Origin of the sequence: Gluconobacter sp. Dm-74, assembly GCF_018256135.1 — a bacterium.
Classification (GTDB): domain Bacteria; phylum Pseudomonadota; class Alphaproteobacteria; order Acetobacterales; family Acetobacteraceae; genus Gluconobacter; species Gluconobacter cadivus.
On the sequence record NZ_JAERLX010000001.1, the window covers coordinates 480,400 to 496,225 of the forward strand.

The 15,826-nt window shown below is 59.6% G+C and carries 13 protein-coding genes; 9 read left to right on the top strand and 4 right to left on the bottom strand.

Going from position 1 to position 15,826, the window contains the following annotated elements:
• Window position 1 precedes the first annotated feature (1 nt).
• Complete coding sequence (locus JK208_RS02235) at window positions 2-1,243, top strand: toxic anion resistance protein (protein ID WP_211574169.1); 1,242 nt, start codon at window positions 2-4, stop codon at window positions 1,241-1,243.
• On the opposite strand, the gene JK208_RS02240 is transcribed toward JK208_RS02235, so the two are convergent.
• On the bottom strand, window positions 1,234-4,164 hold the full coding sequence (locus JK208_RS02240) for an ATP-dependent DNA helicase (RefSeq protein WP_211574170.1): 2,931 nt from the start codon (window positions 4,162-4,164) through the stop codon (window positions 1,234-1,236). The genes JK208_RS02235 and JK208_RS02240 overlap by 10 nt on opposite strands.
• A 210-nt stretch (window positions 4,165-4,374) precedes the next feature.
• Here JK208_RS02240 and JK208_RS02245 point away from each other — a divergent pair, with 210 nt between their 5' ends.
• The 3 genes from JK208_RS02245 (at window position 4,375) to JK208_RS02255 (ending at window position 8,843) form a co-directional block, all read left to right on the top strand.
• Entirely contained in the window at window positions 4,375-6,006 is a 1,632-nt protein-coding gene (locus JK208_RS02245) for a lysine--tRNA ligase (RefSeq protein WP_211574171.1), read from the top strand.
• Between the two features lie 102 nt (window positions 6,007-6,108).
• Window positions 6,109-8,145, top strand: a complete 2,037-nt coding sequence (locus JK208_RS02250) for a lysylphosphatidylglycerol synthase domain-containing protein (RefSeq protein WP_408872097.1) — start codon at window positions 6,109-6,111, stop codon at window positions 8,143-8,145.
• Window positions 8,142-8,843 carry a MarC family protein gene (locus JK208_RS02255; RefSeq protein WP_099285269.1) on the top strand — a complete coding sequence of 234 codons (702 nt, stop codon included), beginning with the start codon at window positions 8,142-8,144 and terminating at the stop codon, window positions 8,841-8,843. The genes JK208_RS02250 and JK208_RS02255 overlap by 4 nt, the downstream gene beginning before the upstream one ends.
• A gap of 3 nt (window positions 8,844-8,846) precedes the next feature.
• On the opposite strand, the gene JK208_RS02260 is transcribed toward JK208_RS02255, so the two are convergent.
• Window positions 8,847-9,452: a uracil-DNA glycosylase family protein gene (locus tag JK208_RS02260; protein WP_211574172.1), complete on the bottom strand. Its 606-nt coding sequence runs from the start codon at window positions 9,450-9,452 to the stop codon at window positions 8,847-8,849.
• Entirely contained in the window at window positions 9,449-10,012 is a 564-nt protein-coding gene (gene thpR, locus JK208_RS02265; RefSeq protein ID WP_211574173.1) for an RNA 2',3'-cyclic phosphodiesterase, read from the bottom strand. The genes JK208_RS02260 and thpR overlap by 4 nt, the downstream gene beginning before the upstream one ends.
• Window positions 10,013-10,163: 151 nt before the next feature.
• On the opposite strand from thpR, the gene JK208_RS02270 reads away from it, so the two are divergent.
• From JK208_RS02270 to cyoD, 5 genes are all read left to right on the top strand, one after another.
• Window positions 10,164-10,934, top strand: a complete 771-nt coding sequence (locus JK208_RS02270; protein ID WP_211574174.1) for a Bax inhibitor-1/YccA family protein — start codon at window positions 10,164-10,166, stop codon at window positions 10,932-10,934.
• 447 nt (window positions 10,935-11,381) lie between these two features.
• Window positions 11,382-12,320 (top strand): ubiquinol oxidase subunit II, encoded by a 939-nt coding sequence (gene cyoA, locus JK208_RS02275; RefSeq protein WP_194261496.1) that lies wholly within the window; start codon window positions 11,382-11,384, stop codon window positions 12,318-12,320.
• A 7-nt stretch (window positions 12,321-12,327) separates the two neighbouring features.
• Window positions 12,328-14,316, top strand: a complete 1,989-nt coding sequence (cyoB, locus tag JK208_RS02280) for a cytochrome o ubiquinol oxidase subunit I (protein ID WP_194261495.1) — start codon at window positions 12,328-12,330, stop codon at window positions 14,314-14,316.
• A gap of 18 nt (window positions 14,317-14,334) precedes the next feature.
• On the top strand, window positions 14,335-14,955 hold the full coding sequence (gene cyoC / locus JK208_RS02285; protein WP_062030824.1) for a cytochrome o ubiquinol oxidase subunit III: 621 nt from the start codon (window positions 14,335-14,337) through the stop codon (window positions 14,953-14,955).
• Window positions 14,955-15,284, top strand: coding sequence for a cytochrome o ubiquinol oxidase subunit IV (gene cyoD / locus JK208_RS02290; protein ID WP_194261494.1), 330 nt, complete (start codon window positions 14,955-14,957; stop codon window positions 15,282-15,284). The genes cyoC and cyoD overlap by 1 nt, the downstream gene beginning before the upstream one ends.
• A gap of 166 nt (window positions 15,285-15,450) precedes the next feature.
• On the opposite strand, the gene fdxA is transcribed toward cyoD, so the two are convergent.
• The gene (gene fdxA, locus JK208_RS02295; protein WP_099285255.1) at window positions 15,451-15,783 is read right to left on the bottom strand and encodes a ferredoxin FdxA; all 333 of its coding nucleotides are present in this window, start codon (window positions 15,781-15,783) and stop codon (window positions 15,451-15,453) included.
• Window positions 15,784-15,826: the final 43 nt, after the last annotated feature.

Here is a 15,826-nt window from a genome sequence, read left to right on the forward strand (position 1 = left end):
CATGAGTTCTGACGAGACCAGACCGCTGGATCTGAGCGATCTTTATGCCGATGAGTCCGCGCCTTCGCCTGTGAAGGTTGAGGCGCCGGTTTCCAGCAGTGCCGTTCCGGTGGCGCTGGAGCCGATGCCCGCTTTTCCGCGGCTGGTGGAGATCAGCCGGTTGCCAGCGGACATGGTCGAAGAGGCGCATCGGCGGGCGGAGACGATCAATTTCGGGGATTTGAACACGCTTCTGTCACACGGGATGGGCGCGCTTGGGGAGCTTGCGAAGGTTTCGGACCGGATGCTGGCCGGACGGACGTTGGGTGAAAGCGATGCGGTTGGGGAAATCGCGGCAGGTGTTCTGGATGGTGTGAAGATCCTGCGGATCGGCGATTTACAGAAGCTGGCGCGTGGTGAAGGCGGGACACCGGGTGGCTTTCTGGCGAAGATGGGCGGTCTGCTCGGTGGGGCGAAGGACGCGCTCGGCGGATTTGCCGAGAACCGCAAGAAGTTCAACGCCCTGATGGATCAGCAGGAAGCCAAGGCCCGGGTGACGATTGCCGATCTCAAGCGGAACATTACGTCGTTCGAGGATATGTATCAGGCTCTGCGGCATGGGGTGCGGGAACTGAACATTGATATCGCAGCCGGGCAGCTTGCGCTTGAAGAGGGCGAGCGAAAAGTTGAGTCGCTGCGACAGCATGCGTTGGAGACACAGGACCCTGTAGATGCGGCCGAGGTCATGGAACTGCGCGGACGTCTGGCGAATTTCTCGGGGCATCTGAGCGAGCAGCGTGAAGGGCTGATGCGGGCTGCGCTGACCATCCCGATGATCAAGAGCACGCGTGAGGCGGCGGAAGCACGGATTATGGCGCTGCATTCGGCTCTGACGAAAACCATTCCCAATCTGAAAGCAGCCTGTGCGGTGGCGGTGGGGCAGGTGGACAACCGCAATGCCGCTACCGCGCGCGATGCGCTGAACGAGGCGGACCGCAAGATCCTTGGACTCGTGGCCGACGGTGCGCTGGATGCGGCGCGGACGACTGCCGCCAGCCGGGGTGTGGACCCGCGACAGATGGAAGCACTGGCGCAGGCGGCGGACAAGGTCACGCAGGCTCTGGGCGAAATGGCGCAAAATGACAGGCTCGCAGCCGAAAGGGCGCAGGAGCAGGAAAAAGAACTGCATCAGCTTCGGAACCGTCTGGCGAGTAGCATGCGCAGCCTGGCGCAACAGTCGGTGCAGCCCTTGGCTCAGCCCTGAAGGAGGGGCGGCTCGTTTTCCTGCTCTTGGGGACGCAGGAAGCGGGCGATGTCTTCCAGTGCGTCGGCCAGAGACATGCGGCGGACATCCACGCCGTCGGGGAAGGCCGAGAGCAGGCGTGAGGGCATCCGGCGGTCCAGCATGACGAACACGCCGCGATCATTGCCCTGACGGATCAGGCGGCCGAACGCCTGCCGCAGACGCATCCGGGTGATGCGGTCGTCATAATCACCGGGGCGGCCTTCGGAGAGCAGACGGCGGCGTTCGCGGTGCAGGATGTCGGGGCGGGGCCAAGGCGTCTTTTCAAACACGACCATACGCAGGGCCTCGCCGGGCACGTCTACACCGTCGCGCATGGCGTCCGTTCCCAGCAGGCAGCTATGGGTTTCGGTGCGGAAGACGTCCACGAGCGTTGCGTTGTCCATCGCATCGACATGCTGCGCGTAGAGGGGAAAGCCCTGCGTTTCCAAAGGTTCGTGGATGCGGCGGTGCACTTCTCGCAGGCGTCGGATGGCTGTGAACAGGCCGAGCGCACCGCCACCGGCGGTTTCGAAAAGGGCACGGAAGGCATGGGCCAGCGAGGCGATTTCGCCAGAGACGTCCGTAATCACATAGGCGCGTGTCTGCGTGGCGTAGTCGAACGGACTCATGACCGAGGCGCGGATGGGCGGCTTGAGGAAATGCGTGGCGCCCAGACGTAGTTCGGCTGCGTGCCAGCTTGCTTCGTTCTGCGCGTCGCCATGGCCGGTCTGGTCGCGCAGGGTGGCGGAGGTCAGCAGCAGGCCGTGGGCGGGTGTCTGAATCGTCGAGACGAACGGGATGGTCGGGTCCAGCCAGTGCCGGTACAGGCCGATATCATGGTCGCCTTGTGTGGCGCGGGTGCGGGGCAGGCGCTCGGTGCGGATGAAGTCCACGAAAGTAGGGGGGACGTCCGGTTCGGGCGGCGTTTGCAGCGCGTCAAGCATCCCGATCCAGCCGGACAGGCGGCTGATGGCGCGGCGGTGCAGGGTGCGGATCATGGCCTCGATGCGCTGGCGGGTCGGGGCGTCCATTTCCGCATCGTCCTCGACCTGTGCGGCGAGGCGGTCTGCCAGAAGTCGGATGGGATCGCGCAGGCGGGTCAGCGCGCGGCTGAGGATTTCGGAGGCAGCTGCTACGTCGTCGTTAACGGGGTGCAGATCGCATTCAGCAGAAATGTATCCGTCCCGAGGATCTTTGGTCTGTCGCGCGCGGAGTTGCTGGTCGAGCGAGCGCAGGAAGGCTTCGGACGGGTTTTCCGGCGCGGGTTCGGCTGGGATCAGTAGGACGGGCGCATCCTCGGAAGGCGGTAAGATGCTTTCGTCAGCGGGGCTCTCGGGGCGCAGGCGCCTGCTCCAGCCGGGGGCGGGGAGGCTCCGCGCCGCCTGAAGTGCGGCTTGCAACGGCGTGTCGATCATGGGCAGGCGTTCGACCAGATCGTCGAGGCGCCGTTGCAGACCCCGCGCGCGGGAACGGCTGCCTTCCGCGCCGAGAAGCCAGCGACGGAGTTCGGCGGCTTCAAGCCCGGAGAGGGCCGTGGCGAAAGCGCTGTCGGCAGCGTCGGGGATGTGATGGCCTTCGTCGAAAACATAGCGGGTGGGCGTGGTGTCTTCGTCTGGCAGGCCGGGCGGCGCGAGGGAGGCCCACGCCGCCTGGGAGAGAACGAGGGCGTGATTGGCCACAACCAGATCGGCCTGCCGAGCACGGCGGATTCCGTGTTCGACAAAGCATGTCTGATAATGCGGGCAGGCGGCGTGGATGCATTCGCCGCGCCGGTCGGCGATGCCAAAAAGCGTGCCATGGCCGAAGAGTTCGCCGAACCAGCCGGGGAGGTCCCCGCCCATGAGATCGCCGTCGCGGCTGGCTTCGGCCCATCGGGCGAGCAGGGCCATCGGCAGGAGCGCGGCGTAACCGTCAAGGCCACGGGAACTGGCGACGTTGAGCAGGTCTTCCATGTTTAGCAGGCAGAGATAGTTTTCCCGGCCTTTGCGAACGACGACTTTCTCCCGAAGAATCTTTTCACCCGGATAGAGGCGGCGCAGTTCCTGCTCGATCTGGCGCTGGAGATGGCGGGTATAGGTGCTGATCCAGACGGCGCCATCATTCTGCTCGGCCCAGAGACTGGCGGGCGCGATATAACCCAGAGTCTTGCCTGTGCCGGTTCCGGCTTCGGCAAGGACGACATTGGGGGAGCCGATGCTTTCACGCGGCTCGAACGCACCAGTGGCGACAGAGGCAAAATCGGCCTGCCCGGGACGGATTTCAGCGTTTTCTCCAAGGATTTCTCGCAGGCGTTGACGGGCAGCGTTTGGAGAGACGGGCTGGCTTCCGGGGGCGGGGCGCGGGGCGGTCTCTTCCCAGCGCGGCAGGCGCTTCCAGATGCGGATGGCTTCGTAGGGATGAGCGCCTGTCGTGTCTTGCGGAGTGCCGAGGACGTCCGTGACTTCGCCACTCCAGGCCCATCCGGCGCGGGTCAGGGGGATCATCAGGGCACGGAGGCGTGTGCCTTCGGGTGTTGCGGCCTTGTGGCGCAGTTCGTCGAGCAGGGTTTCGCATAGAACAGGCAGGAGGTCCGCGCCAATGGTTTCGGGCGGGTCGATTCCGAGGGCGAGGGCCAGTCCGCGCGGGGTGGGTGCGACGGTCGTAGCAGGACGGACGAACAGGAACAGGTCCAGCAGATCGAACCATGGCACAGGCTGGGACAGCGGGGAGAGGTCCAGTGCGCGCAGGGCGGCGGGGCCGTGGACCAGAAGGGGCGGCGGAAGTTGTGTCAGGCGCTCGCGGGTTTCCTCCGCTGTCAGGTCCAGCAGTTCGCCATCTGGGGTCAGGAGGGACGACAGGCCACGACGAGCGACGAGGGCCGGAGCGTCGAATGGCGACAGGAAGGTGGGGGCGCGGGGCATTGTGGGCAGTGTAGCGGGAAGGAAAAATTCCGGCGAGGATGTTTTGCGAGTTTTGCGAACGGAACGTGAAAGCTGGCTGTCTGCAAGGGGTTGGGTCGAGCAAAAAAGTTACTGAAATATTTCGTAATGTGAAGGATTGGTCAGAGTGAAACGGGAATGTGTCGTATTGCTTGACCAAGAAGGGGTGTCTCCCTACTTTTTCCTGTAATCATGCAGAAATCCAAGACACCTATCGCCCCGTCCCTCTCTCCTGACGCGCCGCTTCCGAAAGCATGGCCGTTTGAAGAGGCGCGAAAAATCACCGCGCGCATGGACGCGCGCGCATCAGATGCTTCGGAACAGGCTCCGGCTCTTCTGGAAACGGGTTATGGTCCATCGGGCCTGCCGCATATCGGTACGTTCGGCGAAGTGGCACGGACGACCTGGGTGCGTCAGGCTTATGAGGCGCTCACGGGTCGACCGACGCGTCTGCTGGCGTTCTCTGACGACATGGATGCGCTGCGCAAGGTGCCAACCAATGTGCCGCAGCAGGAACTTCTGGCGAAGCATATCGGCCTGCCGCTGACGCGGGTGCCTGATCCTTTTGGCGAGTATGAGAGCTTTGCCGCGCATAATAATGCGCGCCTGCGCCAGTTCCTCGACAGTTTCGGTTTTGAATACGAGTTCGCCTCCGCCACGCAGTATTACACCAACGGCACGTTCGATACGGCGCTGCGCCGGATGCTTGAAGTCCATGACGAAGTCGTCGCGACCATTATTCCGACGCTTGGTCCGGAGCGTCGGGCGACCTATTCCCCGGTTCTGCCGATCCATCCTGAGACCGGGCAGGTCATGCAGGTGCCGATCATCAAAGTTGATCCGGATGCCGGGACCGTTGTCTGGAAGGACGAATCCGGCAAGACGTTCGAGACATCCGTTCTGGGCGGCCATGCCAAGATGCAGTGGAAGGCCGACTGGGCCATGCGCTGGTATGCACTGGGCGTGGATTATGAAATGTCCGGCAAGGATCTGATCGACAGTGTGAAGCTATCCTCGAAGATCTGCCGTATTCTGGGCAAGGAACCGCCTGCGGGTCTGACCTACGAACTGTTCCTTGATGCGCAGGGGCAGAAGATCAGCAAGTCCAAGGGCAATGGTCTGTCGGTCGAGGAATGGCTGCGCTATGGCACGCCGGAAAGTCTGGGGCAGTATATGTTCCAGCAGCCGACGCGGGCCAAGCGTCTGTTTTTCGATGTTATTCCGCGTGCGACGGATGATTACCTGACGCTCGTGCAGAAGGCGGAGACGCAGGAAGGGCCGGATCTGATGGCCAATCCGGTGTGGTTCATTCATGGCGGGACGATCCGCCCGGAAGACACCAGCCCGGTCTCGTATACGGCGCTGCTGAACCTTGCGAACGTGGCCAATGCCGACAAGCCGGAGACGTTGTGGAAGTTCCTGCGCCGCTACGATCCGACGCTGTCGCCCGAGACGCATCCGTATGTGGACCGTCTCGTACGCTGTGCGCTGACGTATTTTCAGGAACAGGTTTACCCGAACAAGACCTATCGTGCGCCGACCGAAACCGAGCGCAAGGGTCTGGTGGATCTTGCGGACGAACTGGCAAAGCTCGCGCCGGAAACGCCGCCGGGCGATGTGCAGGATGTCGTGTTCGAAGTCGGTAAACGGTATTTCGAGAAGTCCGAGCTGCGGTCGTGGTTCGGGTGCCTGTATGAGGTTCTGCTGGGGCAGACCGAAGGGCCGCGTTTCGGGATTTTTGCGTCCCTGTTCGGGCTTCCGGAGACGGTTGGCCTGATCCGGGAAGCTCTCGCGCGGCCTGTTGAAGAGCCTGTACAGGGCTGAGCCGTGGGCGCGCCCAAAGAGAAAAGACCGGAGTTCCGGTCCCCCGATGTTCAGGCTTCGTCTGTGAAGGACGAAATCTGTGCATTGGTCGAGGCGGATCCCGTGGATTGCGGGTGTGAGGACGCCAGTCCGTCGAAGCGGCGCTGGCAGGTTCTCCTGTCTCGCGCGCCGGCTCTTGTGGGGCTGGTTCTGCTGGTGGCGGCTGTGGTCGTTATCTGGCGCGAACTGCGACATCTTTCGCTGCATGACATCACAACGAGCCTGAGCGCTATTCCGGATTCCGCTCTGATGGCAGGCGGCGCGGCAACGGTTCTGTCGTATTTCATCCTGTCGTTCTATGACAGGCTCGCGTGTCTGCATGTCCGGGCGGACGTGTCGTATAAGCGTTCCGCCTTTGCGGCGTTCTGCTCCTATGTGCTGTCCCACAATCTGGGCTGTGCGGCGATTTCGGGGGCAGCGGTGCGGTTCCGGCTCTATCGGAGTTGGGGCGTTACGCCGGGTGCGATTGCTCAGATCATTGCTTTCTGCTCCGCGACCTATCTGCTCGGTACGATGGCGTTGATCGGTGGAATTCTGATTATCGAACCGCACGCGGTGCCGGTTCTGATGCATCTGCCGACGTTTCTGCTCAGATTTGTTGGTCTCGGCCTGTGGGCTGTGTTGCTGGCCTATGTGCTGGTCTCGCGCGTCCGCAAGCATGTGCGGGTCTGGAAGTATGAGATTGAACTTCCGGGGCCGGGAATTGCGATTGCACAGATCGCCGTCAGTGCGGCTGACATGGCGGCGACGGCGCTCATTGCGTATTGCGTGCTGCCGCCTCTGCCGCCGGAAGCCCATTTCGGGTTCGGGACGTTTCTGGCGATCTATCTGGCTTCTTACACGGCCGGATTGATGGCGAGCGTTCCGGGGGGTTTGGGCGTTTTTGATGGTGCCATGCTGCTGGCGTTGCAGGCTTATCTGCCAACGTCGCAGATCATGGGCGCGATCCTCGTCTTCCGGCTTTTCTATTACATTATCCCCCTTCTGATTGCGGGGCTGATGTTCGCGGGGCATGAGCTGTTCCTGCGGGGAGAACAGGCTCTGGTCTCGGCCGGACAGACGCCGCGCAGGGTCAGGCCCAGTCAGGTCATTCGTGAATCGGAAGCGGATTTTTCCGTGGCGGTGGCGACGAGTGTGCAGGCTGTGGTCGGGCTGTTGCTGCTGCTCTATGCGCTGGTGGCAGACCTGCCGCCTGTCCAGACCTCCTTCTGGGCGGCGGTGTCGCAGATTGCGGATCTTCTGCTGACGGTGGTTGGTGTCGGGCTTGCGGCACTGTCCTGGGGGCTGTCGCAGCGTGTGGCGCTAGCCTGGAAATTTTCTCTTGGGATGCTGGGATCGGCGGTTCTGCTGCTGATCCTGCGTCATGCGCCGTGGGAAGGGCCGGTTGTCATTGCGCTCGTGATGCTCCTGCTGCTGCCGTTCCGGAATTGCTATTATCGTCGGGCACATCTTTTGACCGCCCCGTTGACGCCAGCCACGCTTGCGCCCCTGTCGCTGTGGGGGCTGGGGCTCATGGGGGTTGGCTGGGTGGCGATACAGCGGCATCTGGGGCCGATCTGGTGGCGCTCCATGATCTATGATGCCCATACGGCTGTTGGGCGCTGGTTTCTGGGGTTTTCGGCCCTTTGTGGGTTTTACGTCCTGTGGCGCGGAATGCGCCGGACGCGCATTCGGTTCGAGGCATGGACGGCCGAGAATGCCTGCCGCTATCACAGTCTGGCCCACGCTTTGCCGCAACTGGGTTTGCGTCGTCCGACTGGTCTTTTGCTGGACGAGGCAGGGCGCGCGGCCATTCCGTTTCTGCGGACGGGGCAGTTCATTATCGGGTTGGGAGATCCGGCGGGTTCCGAACGAAACTGTGTGGCGGCAATCTGGCGACTGCGGGATCTGGCGTTGCAGGAAGGTTGCAAGCTCGCTTTCATACAGGTTGGCCAGTCCCTGATGGCCGTTTATAACGATCTGGGACTGACGGTCTGTCCAGACAGGACAGCCGGGACGGTATGCTGTTTTTCCGAGGACTATCGGATGCTGCGGGCTTTTCTGAAGGGTGAGGAACGTCTGGCACGCAAGCGCCAGCCACAGGCTGCAACAGGCTCATGAGTCTGGCGCCCGGGCTGGGGAATACGCTCAGCAGCTGGCTGATTGCCTTTCCCGCGCTGTTTTCGATCATCAATCCGCTCGGGGCCTCGCTGATTTTCGCGCAGGCAACGGAAGGGCGTGAGCGCCGCGAAGTCGTCGAACTCGCGCGTCAGGTGGCGTTGAATTCGCTGGGCATCATGTTGGTGTCCATCTGGTTCGGGAGCTGGATTCTCGGGTTTTTTGGTATTTCAATCAATGCCTTGCGGATTACTGGTGGTCTTGTTGTGGCCTCCCGGGCCTGGGTGATGTTGTTGCAGCCTGAAACGTCCGAGGCCCGCAAGGAAAAGCAGGCGCTTCAGGGGGGGCGCACCGTAACAACGCCGGATCTGCGGGAGCGGGCGTTCTTTCCGCTGGCAATGCCGTTCACGGTGGGGCCGGGGAGTATTTCCGTCGCCATCGCCCTGAGTTCGTCCACGCCCCCCCATATGCCAACAGCAGATTACTATCTGGGCGTTTCCGCTGCGGCGACGACCATGGCCGTCGTTGTGGCCATCGTTTACGCCTATGCCGAGCGTGTCGTGGCGATGCTGGGTGTGACCGGTGCGCGGATTGTCAGCCGTCTTGCCGCCCTGATCCTGCTGGCGATCGGGATTCAGATTCTCTCCTCCGGCGTCGAGGGGTTTCTGGTCGAGGCTTTCAGGCAGGCTAAAGCCGCCTGAAATTCAGCGCTCGGCAAGCAGCGCATGAACGCGCGCTCGCAGGGCCGGGATGACCTCTTCCTGAAACCATGGCGCTTTCTTTTCCCAAACCCCGGTCCGCCATGACGGATGGGGCAGGGGAAAATACTCCGGCAGGTAATCCCTGAAATTCCTGACGCGCTCCGTGACTGAACCACGTCCCAGAATATGGTTCTGGGAGTAGCTGCCGACGAGAAGTGTCAGGCGGACATCAGGCAGAAGCGACAGGATACGCTGTCGCCATAGAGGGGCGCATTCAGGGCGCGGCGGTTTGTCGCCGCCTTGAGGCAGGCGTCCGGGATAGCACAGACCCATTGGCAGAATAGCGACATGCCGGGTGTCGTAAAAAATGTCTTCCGGGATATCGAGCCAGCTTCGGAGCCGATTGCCGGACGGGTCGAAAAACGATTTTCCTGCAATATGGGCCTTGGTGCCCGGTGCCTGACTTGCAATCAGAATTCTGGAAGTCGCGGAGGCGTGGACCAGAGGGCGAGCCCCCAAAGGCAGGTGTTTCTCACAGACGCGGCAGGCGCGGACTTCCCTGAGGAGGGCGTCAAGACGCTCCTCAGGGGAGGGGATGGATCGGGTCATTCTTCCTCAGGAGTCAGCGGCATCTCTGGCTGCCACGCATATTCGGCTCTGGGAACATAGACATGCTCTCCAAGGCTGCGCAGACTTTCGAAAAGCGTAACGTGCTCTACAGACATCGGTTTGCTGCGAAAGAGATTGTGTCTCTGGACCCACTGAATGGCATCCGCCCGCTGGCTGGAGGAGAAATGCCCCAGCGTGACGGCTGGCTGGAAGCGTCGCTTCGCGGGAGGACATCCGGCACGGCGAAGGACACTTTCGACCTGAGACTGGAGCGCTTCAAGTTGTGGCGTGCGCTCAACCCCGATCAGAAGGCTGTCGGCATTGAGGCCCTCGCGGATATCGGCCTGTGCAAGCGACAGATCAAAGGGCTTCCAGGACAGACGGGAGAGGGCGAGGTCAATTTCCTCCATTCGATGTCTGTCCGTGATTTCCCCGATGAAGCGAAGCGTGATGTGGTGGTTTTGGGCAGGAACCCATTGCACGCCGGGCATGGAACCGCGCATCAGCGCAAGCGTTTCCCGGATATCGACAGGAAGGTCGAGTGCGACAAAAAGTCTCAAGAGGCGCGTTTCCCATGAAAAATAAGTAAGGGACGGCGGAGTATTCTTGACCCCTCCGGCAAAACTCCCACATTCAGGTGGAGTGTACGGACGGCCCTCCCTGGTTCGTCAAGCGCCCTTTTCAGAAGGGCATCTCATTGGAAAAGGTGTCATGGCTTTTAATTCCAACTTCAGCAGAGCCGGTGTGCAGGCCGGAGCCGGCAGCCTCGATGCCGGACTTCGCGCTTATATGTGCCGGGTCTTCAACTGGATGGCGCTTGGTCTGGTGATCACGGGAGTGGTCGCCTACGGCGTCGCACAGACATCTCTGCGCGCTCTGTTCTTCCATCTGGCTGAAATGCCGAATGGTACAATCGTCCTGCGACCGACCCTCCTGGGTGGTATCAGTATATTCGCGCCGCTCGTGTTCGTGATGGTTCTGTCTTTCGGTGTTAATCGCCTCTCCCGTCCGGCTGTGCAGGGAATTTTCCTTCTGTTCAGTGCCGCGATGGGGGCGAGCATGGCCAGCCTGCTGTTGAGCTATACGGGCGTTTCCGTGGCTCGGACGTTCTTCGTGACGGCCATTACATTCGCCGGAATGTCGCTGTGGGGATACACGACCGGTGCCAATCTCGCTCGACTCGGTTCGTTCCTGTTCATGGGCCTGATCGGTATCGTTCTGGCTTCGGTGGTGAACATTTTCCTGCACAGTTCTCCGCTGGCCATGCTTGTTTCTGTAATAGGCGTGGGTCTTTTCACCGTGCTTGCAGCCTATGACACGCAGCGGATTAAGATCACATATCAGCAATACATGGCTTATGCTGGTCCGGAAGAAGTAGCGAAGCTGAGTGTCTATGATGCTCTGACGATGTATCTCAATTTCGTGAACCTGTTCCAGTTTCTCATCCAGTTCATGGGCGTGCGTTCAGGTAACAGCGACTGACAGTATTGTCTGGACGATACTGGATATCGGGAAAGGGGCGGCAGTTGATGCCGCCCCTTTCTGCTTTTTGGACCAATAAAGTCTTGAATTATTTCCGCGAATTCTAAAGAGGTTTACATTAAAAATCTGTAATGTTCATATTTAATGAAAGTCATAATTAGATCAAATGTGGCGAAAAACAGCCATTTCATCCTGAGGTCCATGCTGGGGATAGGCTCACGAAATCCGTGATAAGCCTTGTCTTTGAGGCGATTCAGGCAGAAAAAACCTGAGGAACCGGGACAGCCGTGTCCCATGCTGAATGAACTTCAGGATCGGATCTTTGATCCGGTTCCTGACGTCAGGATACGAACGAGAAAGGTAGCAGACTATGGCAGCGTTCGGCGGCACTGATGCGGACCTTATCGTGTCAAACCGTTTCCCGGCGACTACTGCAAGCCGGAACGGATGATGAAAGCAGGACCGATGAAAAAACTCTGGCGATATCTCCCAGCGTTGCCGGCGCTGATGCTATCGGGTTGTACGGTTGATCTGCTTCAGCCGCGCGGCCCGGTCGCAGTAATGAACCGCGATGTCATGGTGGCGGAATTCGTCATCATGATGCTCGTTGTTGTTCCAACCTGCGTCGCGACGCTTTATTTTGCGTGGAAGTATCGTGCTTCCAACAAAGAGGCCGAATACCTCCCGACCTGGGATCATTCGACCGCAATTGAATATGTTATCTGGGGTGTTCCCGCCATTCTGATCGCCTTCCTCGGCGCTATCAGCTGGTGGAGTACGCATGCCTATGACCCCTACCGCCCGCTTCAGACGGATGACAATGTCAAGCCGCTGAATGTTCAGGTGGTTTCTCTCGACTGGAAGTGGCTGTTCATTTATCCGGATCTGGGGATCGCAACGATCAACCAGCTGGATGTGCCGACGAACACGCCGCTGGACTTCCAGATCACCTCTGATTCCGTCATGACGTCGTTCTTCATCCCCCGTCTGGGCTCGATGATCTACGCCATGCCGGGTCAGCAGACGCAGCTGCATCTGATTGCAAGCTCACCTGGGGATTACCTTGGTGAAGCGTCGCAGTTCAGCGGTCGCGGTTTTTCGGATATGAAGTTCCGCACTCTCGCCATGGACCCGGCTCAGTTCAATGACTGGGTTGAGAAAGTGAAGAGCGGAAGCGAAAATCTCGACGACACGACATACCCGAAATATGCTGCGCCGCAGGAAGCTGCACCGGTACAGTATTTCGCGCATGTCCAGCCGGAACTCTTCGACGGCATCGTTGCCAAGTATAATAATGGCATGGTGGTGGACAAGACGACGGGCAAGGTCATGCACATGCAGTCCGTTCTCAACGCTGCACCGTCCGACACTGGCATGAAGGAATAACCGACAGATGCTCGGAAAACTCTCCTTTTCAGCCATACCGTTGGATGTGCCGATTCTTGTCGGTACATTCCTTGGTGTTGCTGTTATCGGTCTCGCCGTACTGGGTGCTGTCACCTATTATGGCAAATGGGGCTATCTCTGGCGTGACTGGTTGACAACTGTCGACCACAAGCGTCTTGCAGTGATGTATATCATTCTGGCGATCGTCATGCTGTTCCGCGGTTTCGCGGATGCCATCATGATGCGGACCCAGCTTGCGCTGGCCTATAATGGTAACCCCGGTTATCTGCCGCCACATCACTACGATCAGGTCTTCTCCGCTCACGGCACCATCATGATTTTCTTCATGGCGATGGCGTTCATGACGGGCCTGATGAACCTAGTGGTTCCCCTTCAGATCGGTGCGCGTGACGTTGCGTTCCCGTTCCTGAACTCGCTCAGCTTCTACATGACGCTGGTCGGAGCCCTGCTGATCAACATCTCGCTGTTCATCGGTGAGTTTGCCCAGTGCGGCTGGCTGGTTTACCCGCCTCTGTCCGAGATGCAGTTCAGCCCGGGTGTCGGCGTTGACTACTACATCTGGGCCGTTCAGATCTCCGGTGTTGGAACGCTGCTGACAGGCGTGAACTTCTTCACGACCATCGTCAAAATGCGTGCTCCTGGCATGGGCTGGATGCAGATGCCGGTGTTCACCTGGACTGCATTCTGCACGACCGTGCTGATCATGGTGTCCTTCCCGGTTCTGACGGTTACGCTGGCTCTGCTCAGCCTTGACCGTTACCTCGGCATGCACTTCTTCACAAATGATGCCGGCGGCAACGTCATGCTTTACCTCAGCATGATCTGGACCTGGGGCCATCCGGAAGTTTACATCCTCGTCATCCCGGCGTTCGGTGTGTTCTCCGAAGTCACAGCAACGTTCTCCCAGAAACCGCTCTTCGGTTACAAGACGATGGTGTACGCCACGTGCTCCATCATGGTGCTCTCCTTCGTCGTGTGGGTGCATCACTTCTTCACCATGGGGGCTGGTGCCAACGTCAATACCTTCTTCGGTATCATGACGATGATCATCGCCGTCCCGACCGGTGTGAAGATCTTCAACTGGCTGTTCACGATGTATAAGGGCCGCGTGGAATTCACGGCTCCGATGTACTGGACGCTGGGCTTCATGATCACCTTCTCCATCGGTGGTATGACCGGTGTCATGATGGCCATGCCTGCTGCTGACTGGATCCTGCACAACTCCCTGTTCCTGATTGCCCACTTCCACAACGTCATCATCGGCGGCGTGTATTTCGGTTACATCGCGGGCATGGGTTTCTGGTTCCCGAAGGCTTTTGGCTTCAAGCTGAACGAAGCCTGGGGCAAGCGCGCGTTCTGGTGCTGGTTCGTCGGCTTCTATCTGGCCTTCGTTCCGCTCTACATCCTCGGTCTCGAGGGCATGACGCGTCGTATGAACCATTACGACAACCCCGACTGGTATCCGTGGATGCTGGTTGCTGAAGCCGGTGCAATCGTTATCGCCTGCGGTATCGTCTGCCAGCTGACGCAGCTCTATGTGTCCATCCGTGACCGTAACCTGCCCGAGAACCTCGATCTGACGGGTGATCCGTGGAACGGCCGTACGCTGGAGTGGTCCATTTCCTCTCCGCCGCCGGCTTATAACTTCGCGGTCATTCCTGACATTCATGGTCTCGACACGTTCCATACCGAGAAGCAGCTGGGCCTGAAGGCTCACGGCAAGCCGCTGGCTCCGATCCACATGCCGAAGAACACATCTGCTGGTGTTTTCATCGGTCTGTTCAGCTTCATTCTCGGTTTCGCTTCGGTCTGGTACATCTGGTGGCTCGCTGCCATCGGCCTGATCGGTATCGTTGCAACCATGATCCTGCGCAGTGCAAACCGCGACGTCGACTACTACGTCCCGGTGAGCGAAATCGAGCACAACGAGGAAGTCTATTCTCGTCGTATCGCTGCGGCGCAGGCAGCAGAGTAAGAAGGAGGCATAAGACTTATGGCTCACGAAGCAACAATGTCGCCTCTGGCACACGCCGACGATCACGGCGGGGAACATCATCACGAAACCCCCAACGTGTTCGGCTTCTGGCTCTACCTGATGACGGACTGCGTCCTGTTCGGGTCGATCTTCGCTGCCTTTGCGGTCCTCCGGAACCAGTATGCCGGTGGCCCGTCGGGCAAGGAACTGTTCGACCTGACGAACGTGGGGATCGAAACGGCTATCCTGCTGTTCTCGTCCATCACGTACGGCTTCGCCTCGCTGAATGCGCTGGCGAAGAACAAGACGATGGTTCTGGTCTGGCTTGCCGTCACGTTCGTTCTTGGCGCGTCCTTCGTCGGTCTGGAGGTGAACGAGTTCACCTCCATGATCGCAGAAGGTAATGGCCCTGACCGTTCTGCATTCCTCTCCGCGTTCTTCACGCTGGTTGGAACGCATGGTCTGCACGTCACCTGTGGCCTGATCTGGATGGTCGTCCTGATGGTTCAGATGATGGGTCCGCAGGATCTGTCCGAGCGTATGATGAACAAGCTGGCTTGCCTCAGCCTGTTCTGGCACTTTCTCGACATCGTCTGGATCTGTGTCTTTTCGTTCGTCTATCTCGCAGGAGTGATGTAATGGCTCAGGCACATACAGCCCACGATAGTAGCCACGGCTCCTATTCGGCTTATCTGATCGGCTTTGTTCTGGCCGTGATCCTGACGGTGGCATCCTTTGCCGCTGTCATGGCCCACGTTCTGCCTCCGTCTATGACGCTTGCAGCGCTGACGTTTCTTGCCGTCGTGCAGATCGTCGTCCACCTGGTGTTCTTCCTCCACCTGAACACCAGCAGCGAGCAGAGCTGGAACCTGATGTGCTTCATCTTTGCTGCGGCATCGGTGATCGTCATCATCGGCGGTACGATCTTCATCATGCATGACACTGCAATCAACATGATGTCCCGCTAAGGTTTCTTTCGAAACCTGAGGAAAGGGCTGGTGGGAGAAATCCTGCCAGCCTTTTTTTGTGCCGTACTCCGTGGTGGGGATCGGGATGCCAGTCAGAGCAGGTGGCACAAAAAAACCCGATCTCATGAGAGACCGGGTGAGGATAACTTCGGTATATCGGAGAAAATCAGCCCTGATGCGGTGCTTCGGACAACATGGCGGCTTTGCCCGGTTTGTCTTTCCATTCTTCCGCGTCTGGCATGGCATCGATCTTGCGGGTCATATTCGGCCACTGTGCCGAGTATTTCGCATTGACTTCGATCCACGGTGCGGCGCGGTTGTCGCTGTCGGGGAAGATGGCTTCGGCCGGGCATTCCGGCTCACATACGCCGCAGTCGATGCATTCGTCCGGATTGATGACAAGGAAGTTTTCACCTGCGTAGAAGCAGTCTACGGGGCAGACTTCCACGCAATCCGTGAACTTGCAGCGAATGCAGTTTTCTGTGACCACATAGGTCATTGACGTCTCCGATCGTCTTGCTGGTCCGGCATCCGGCCGGTTT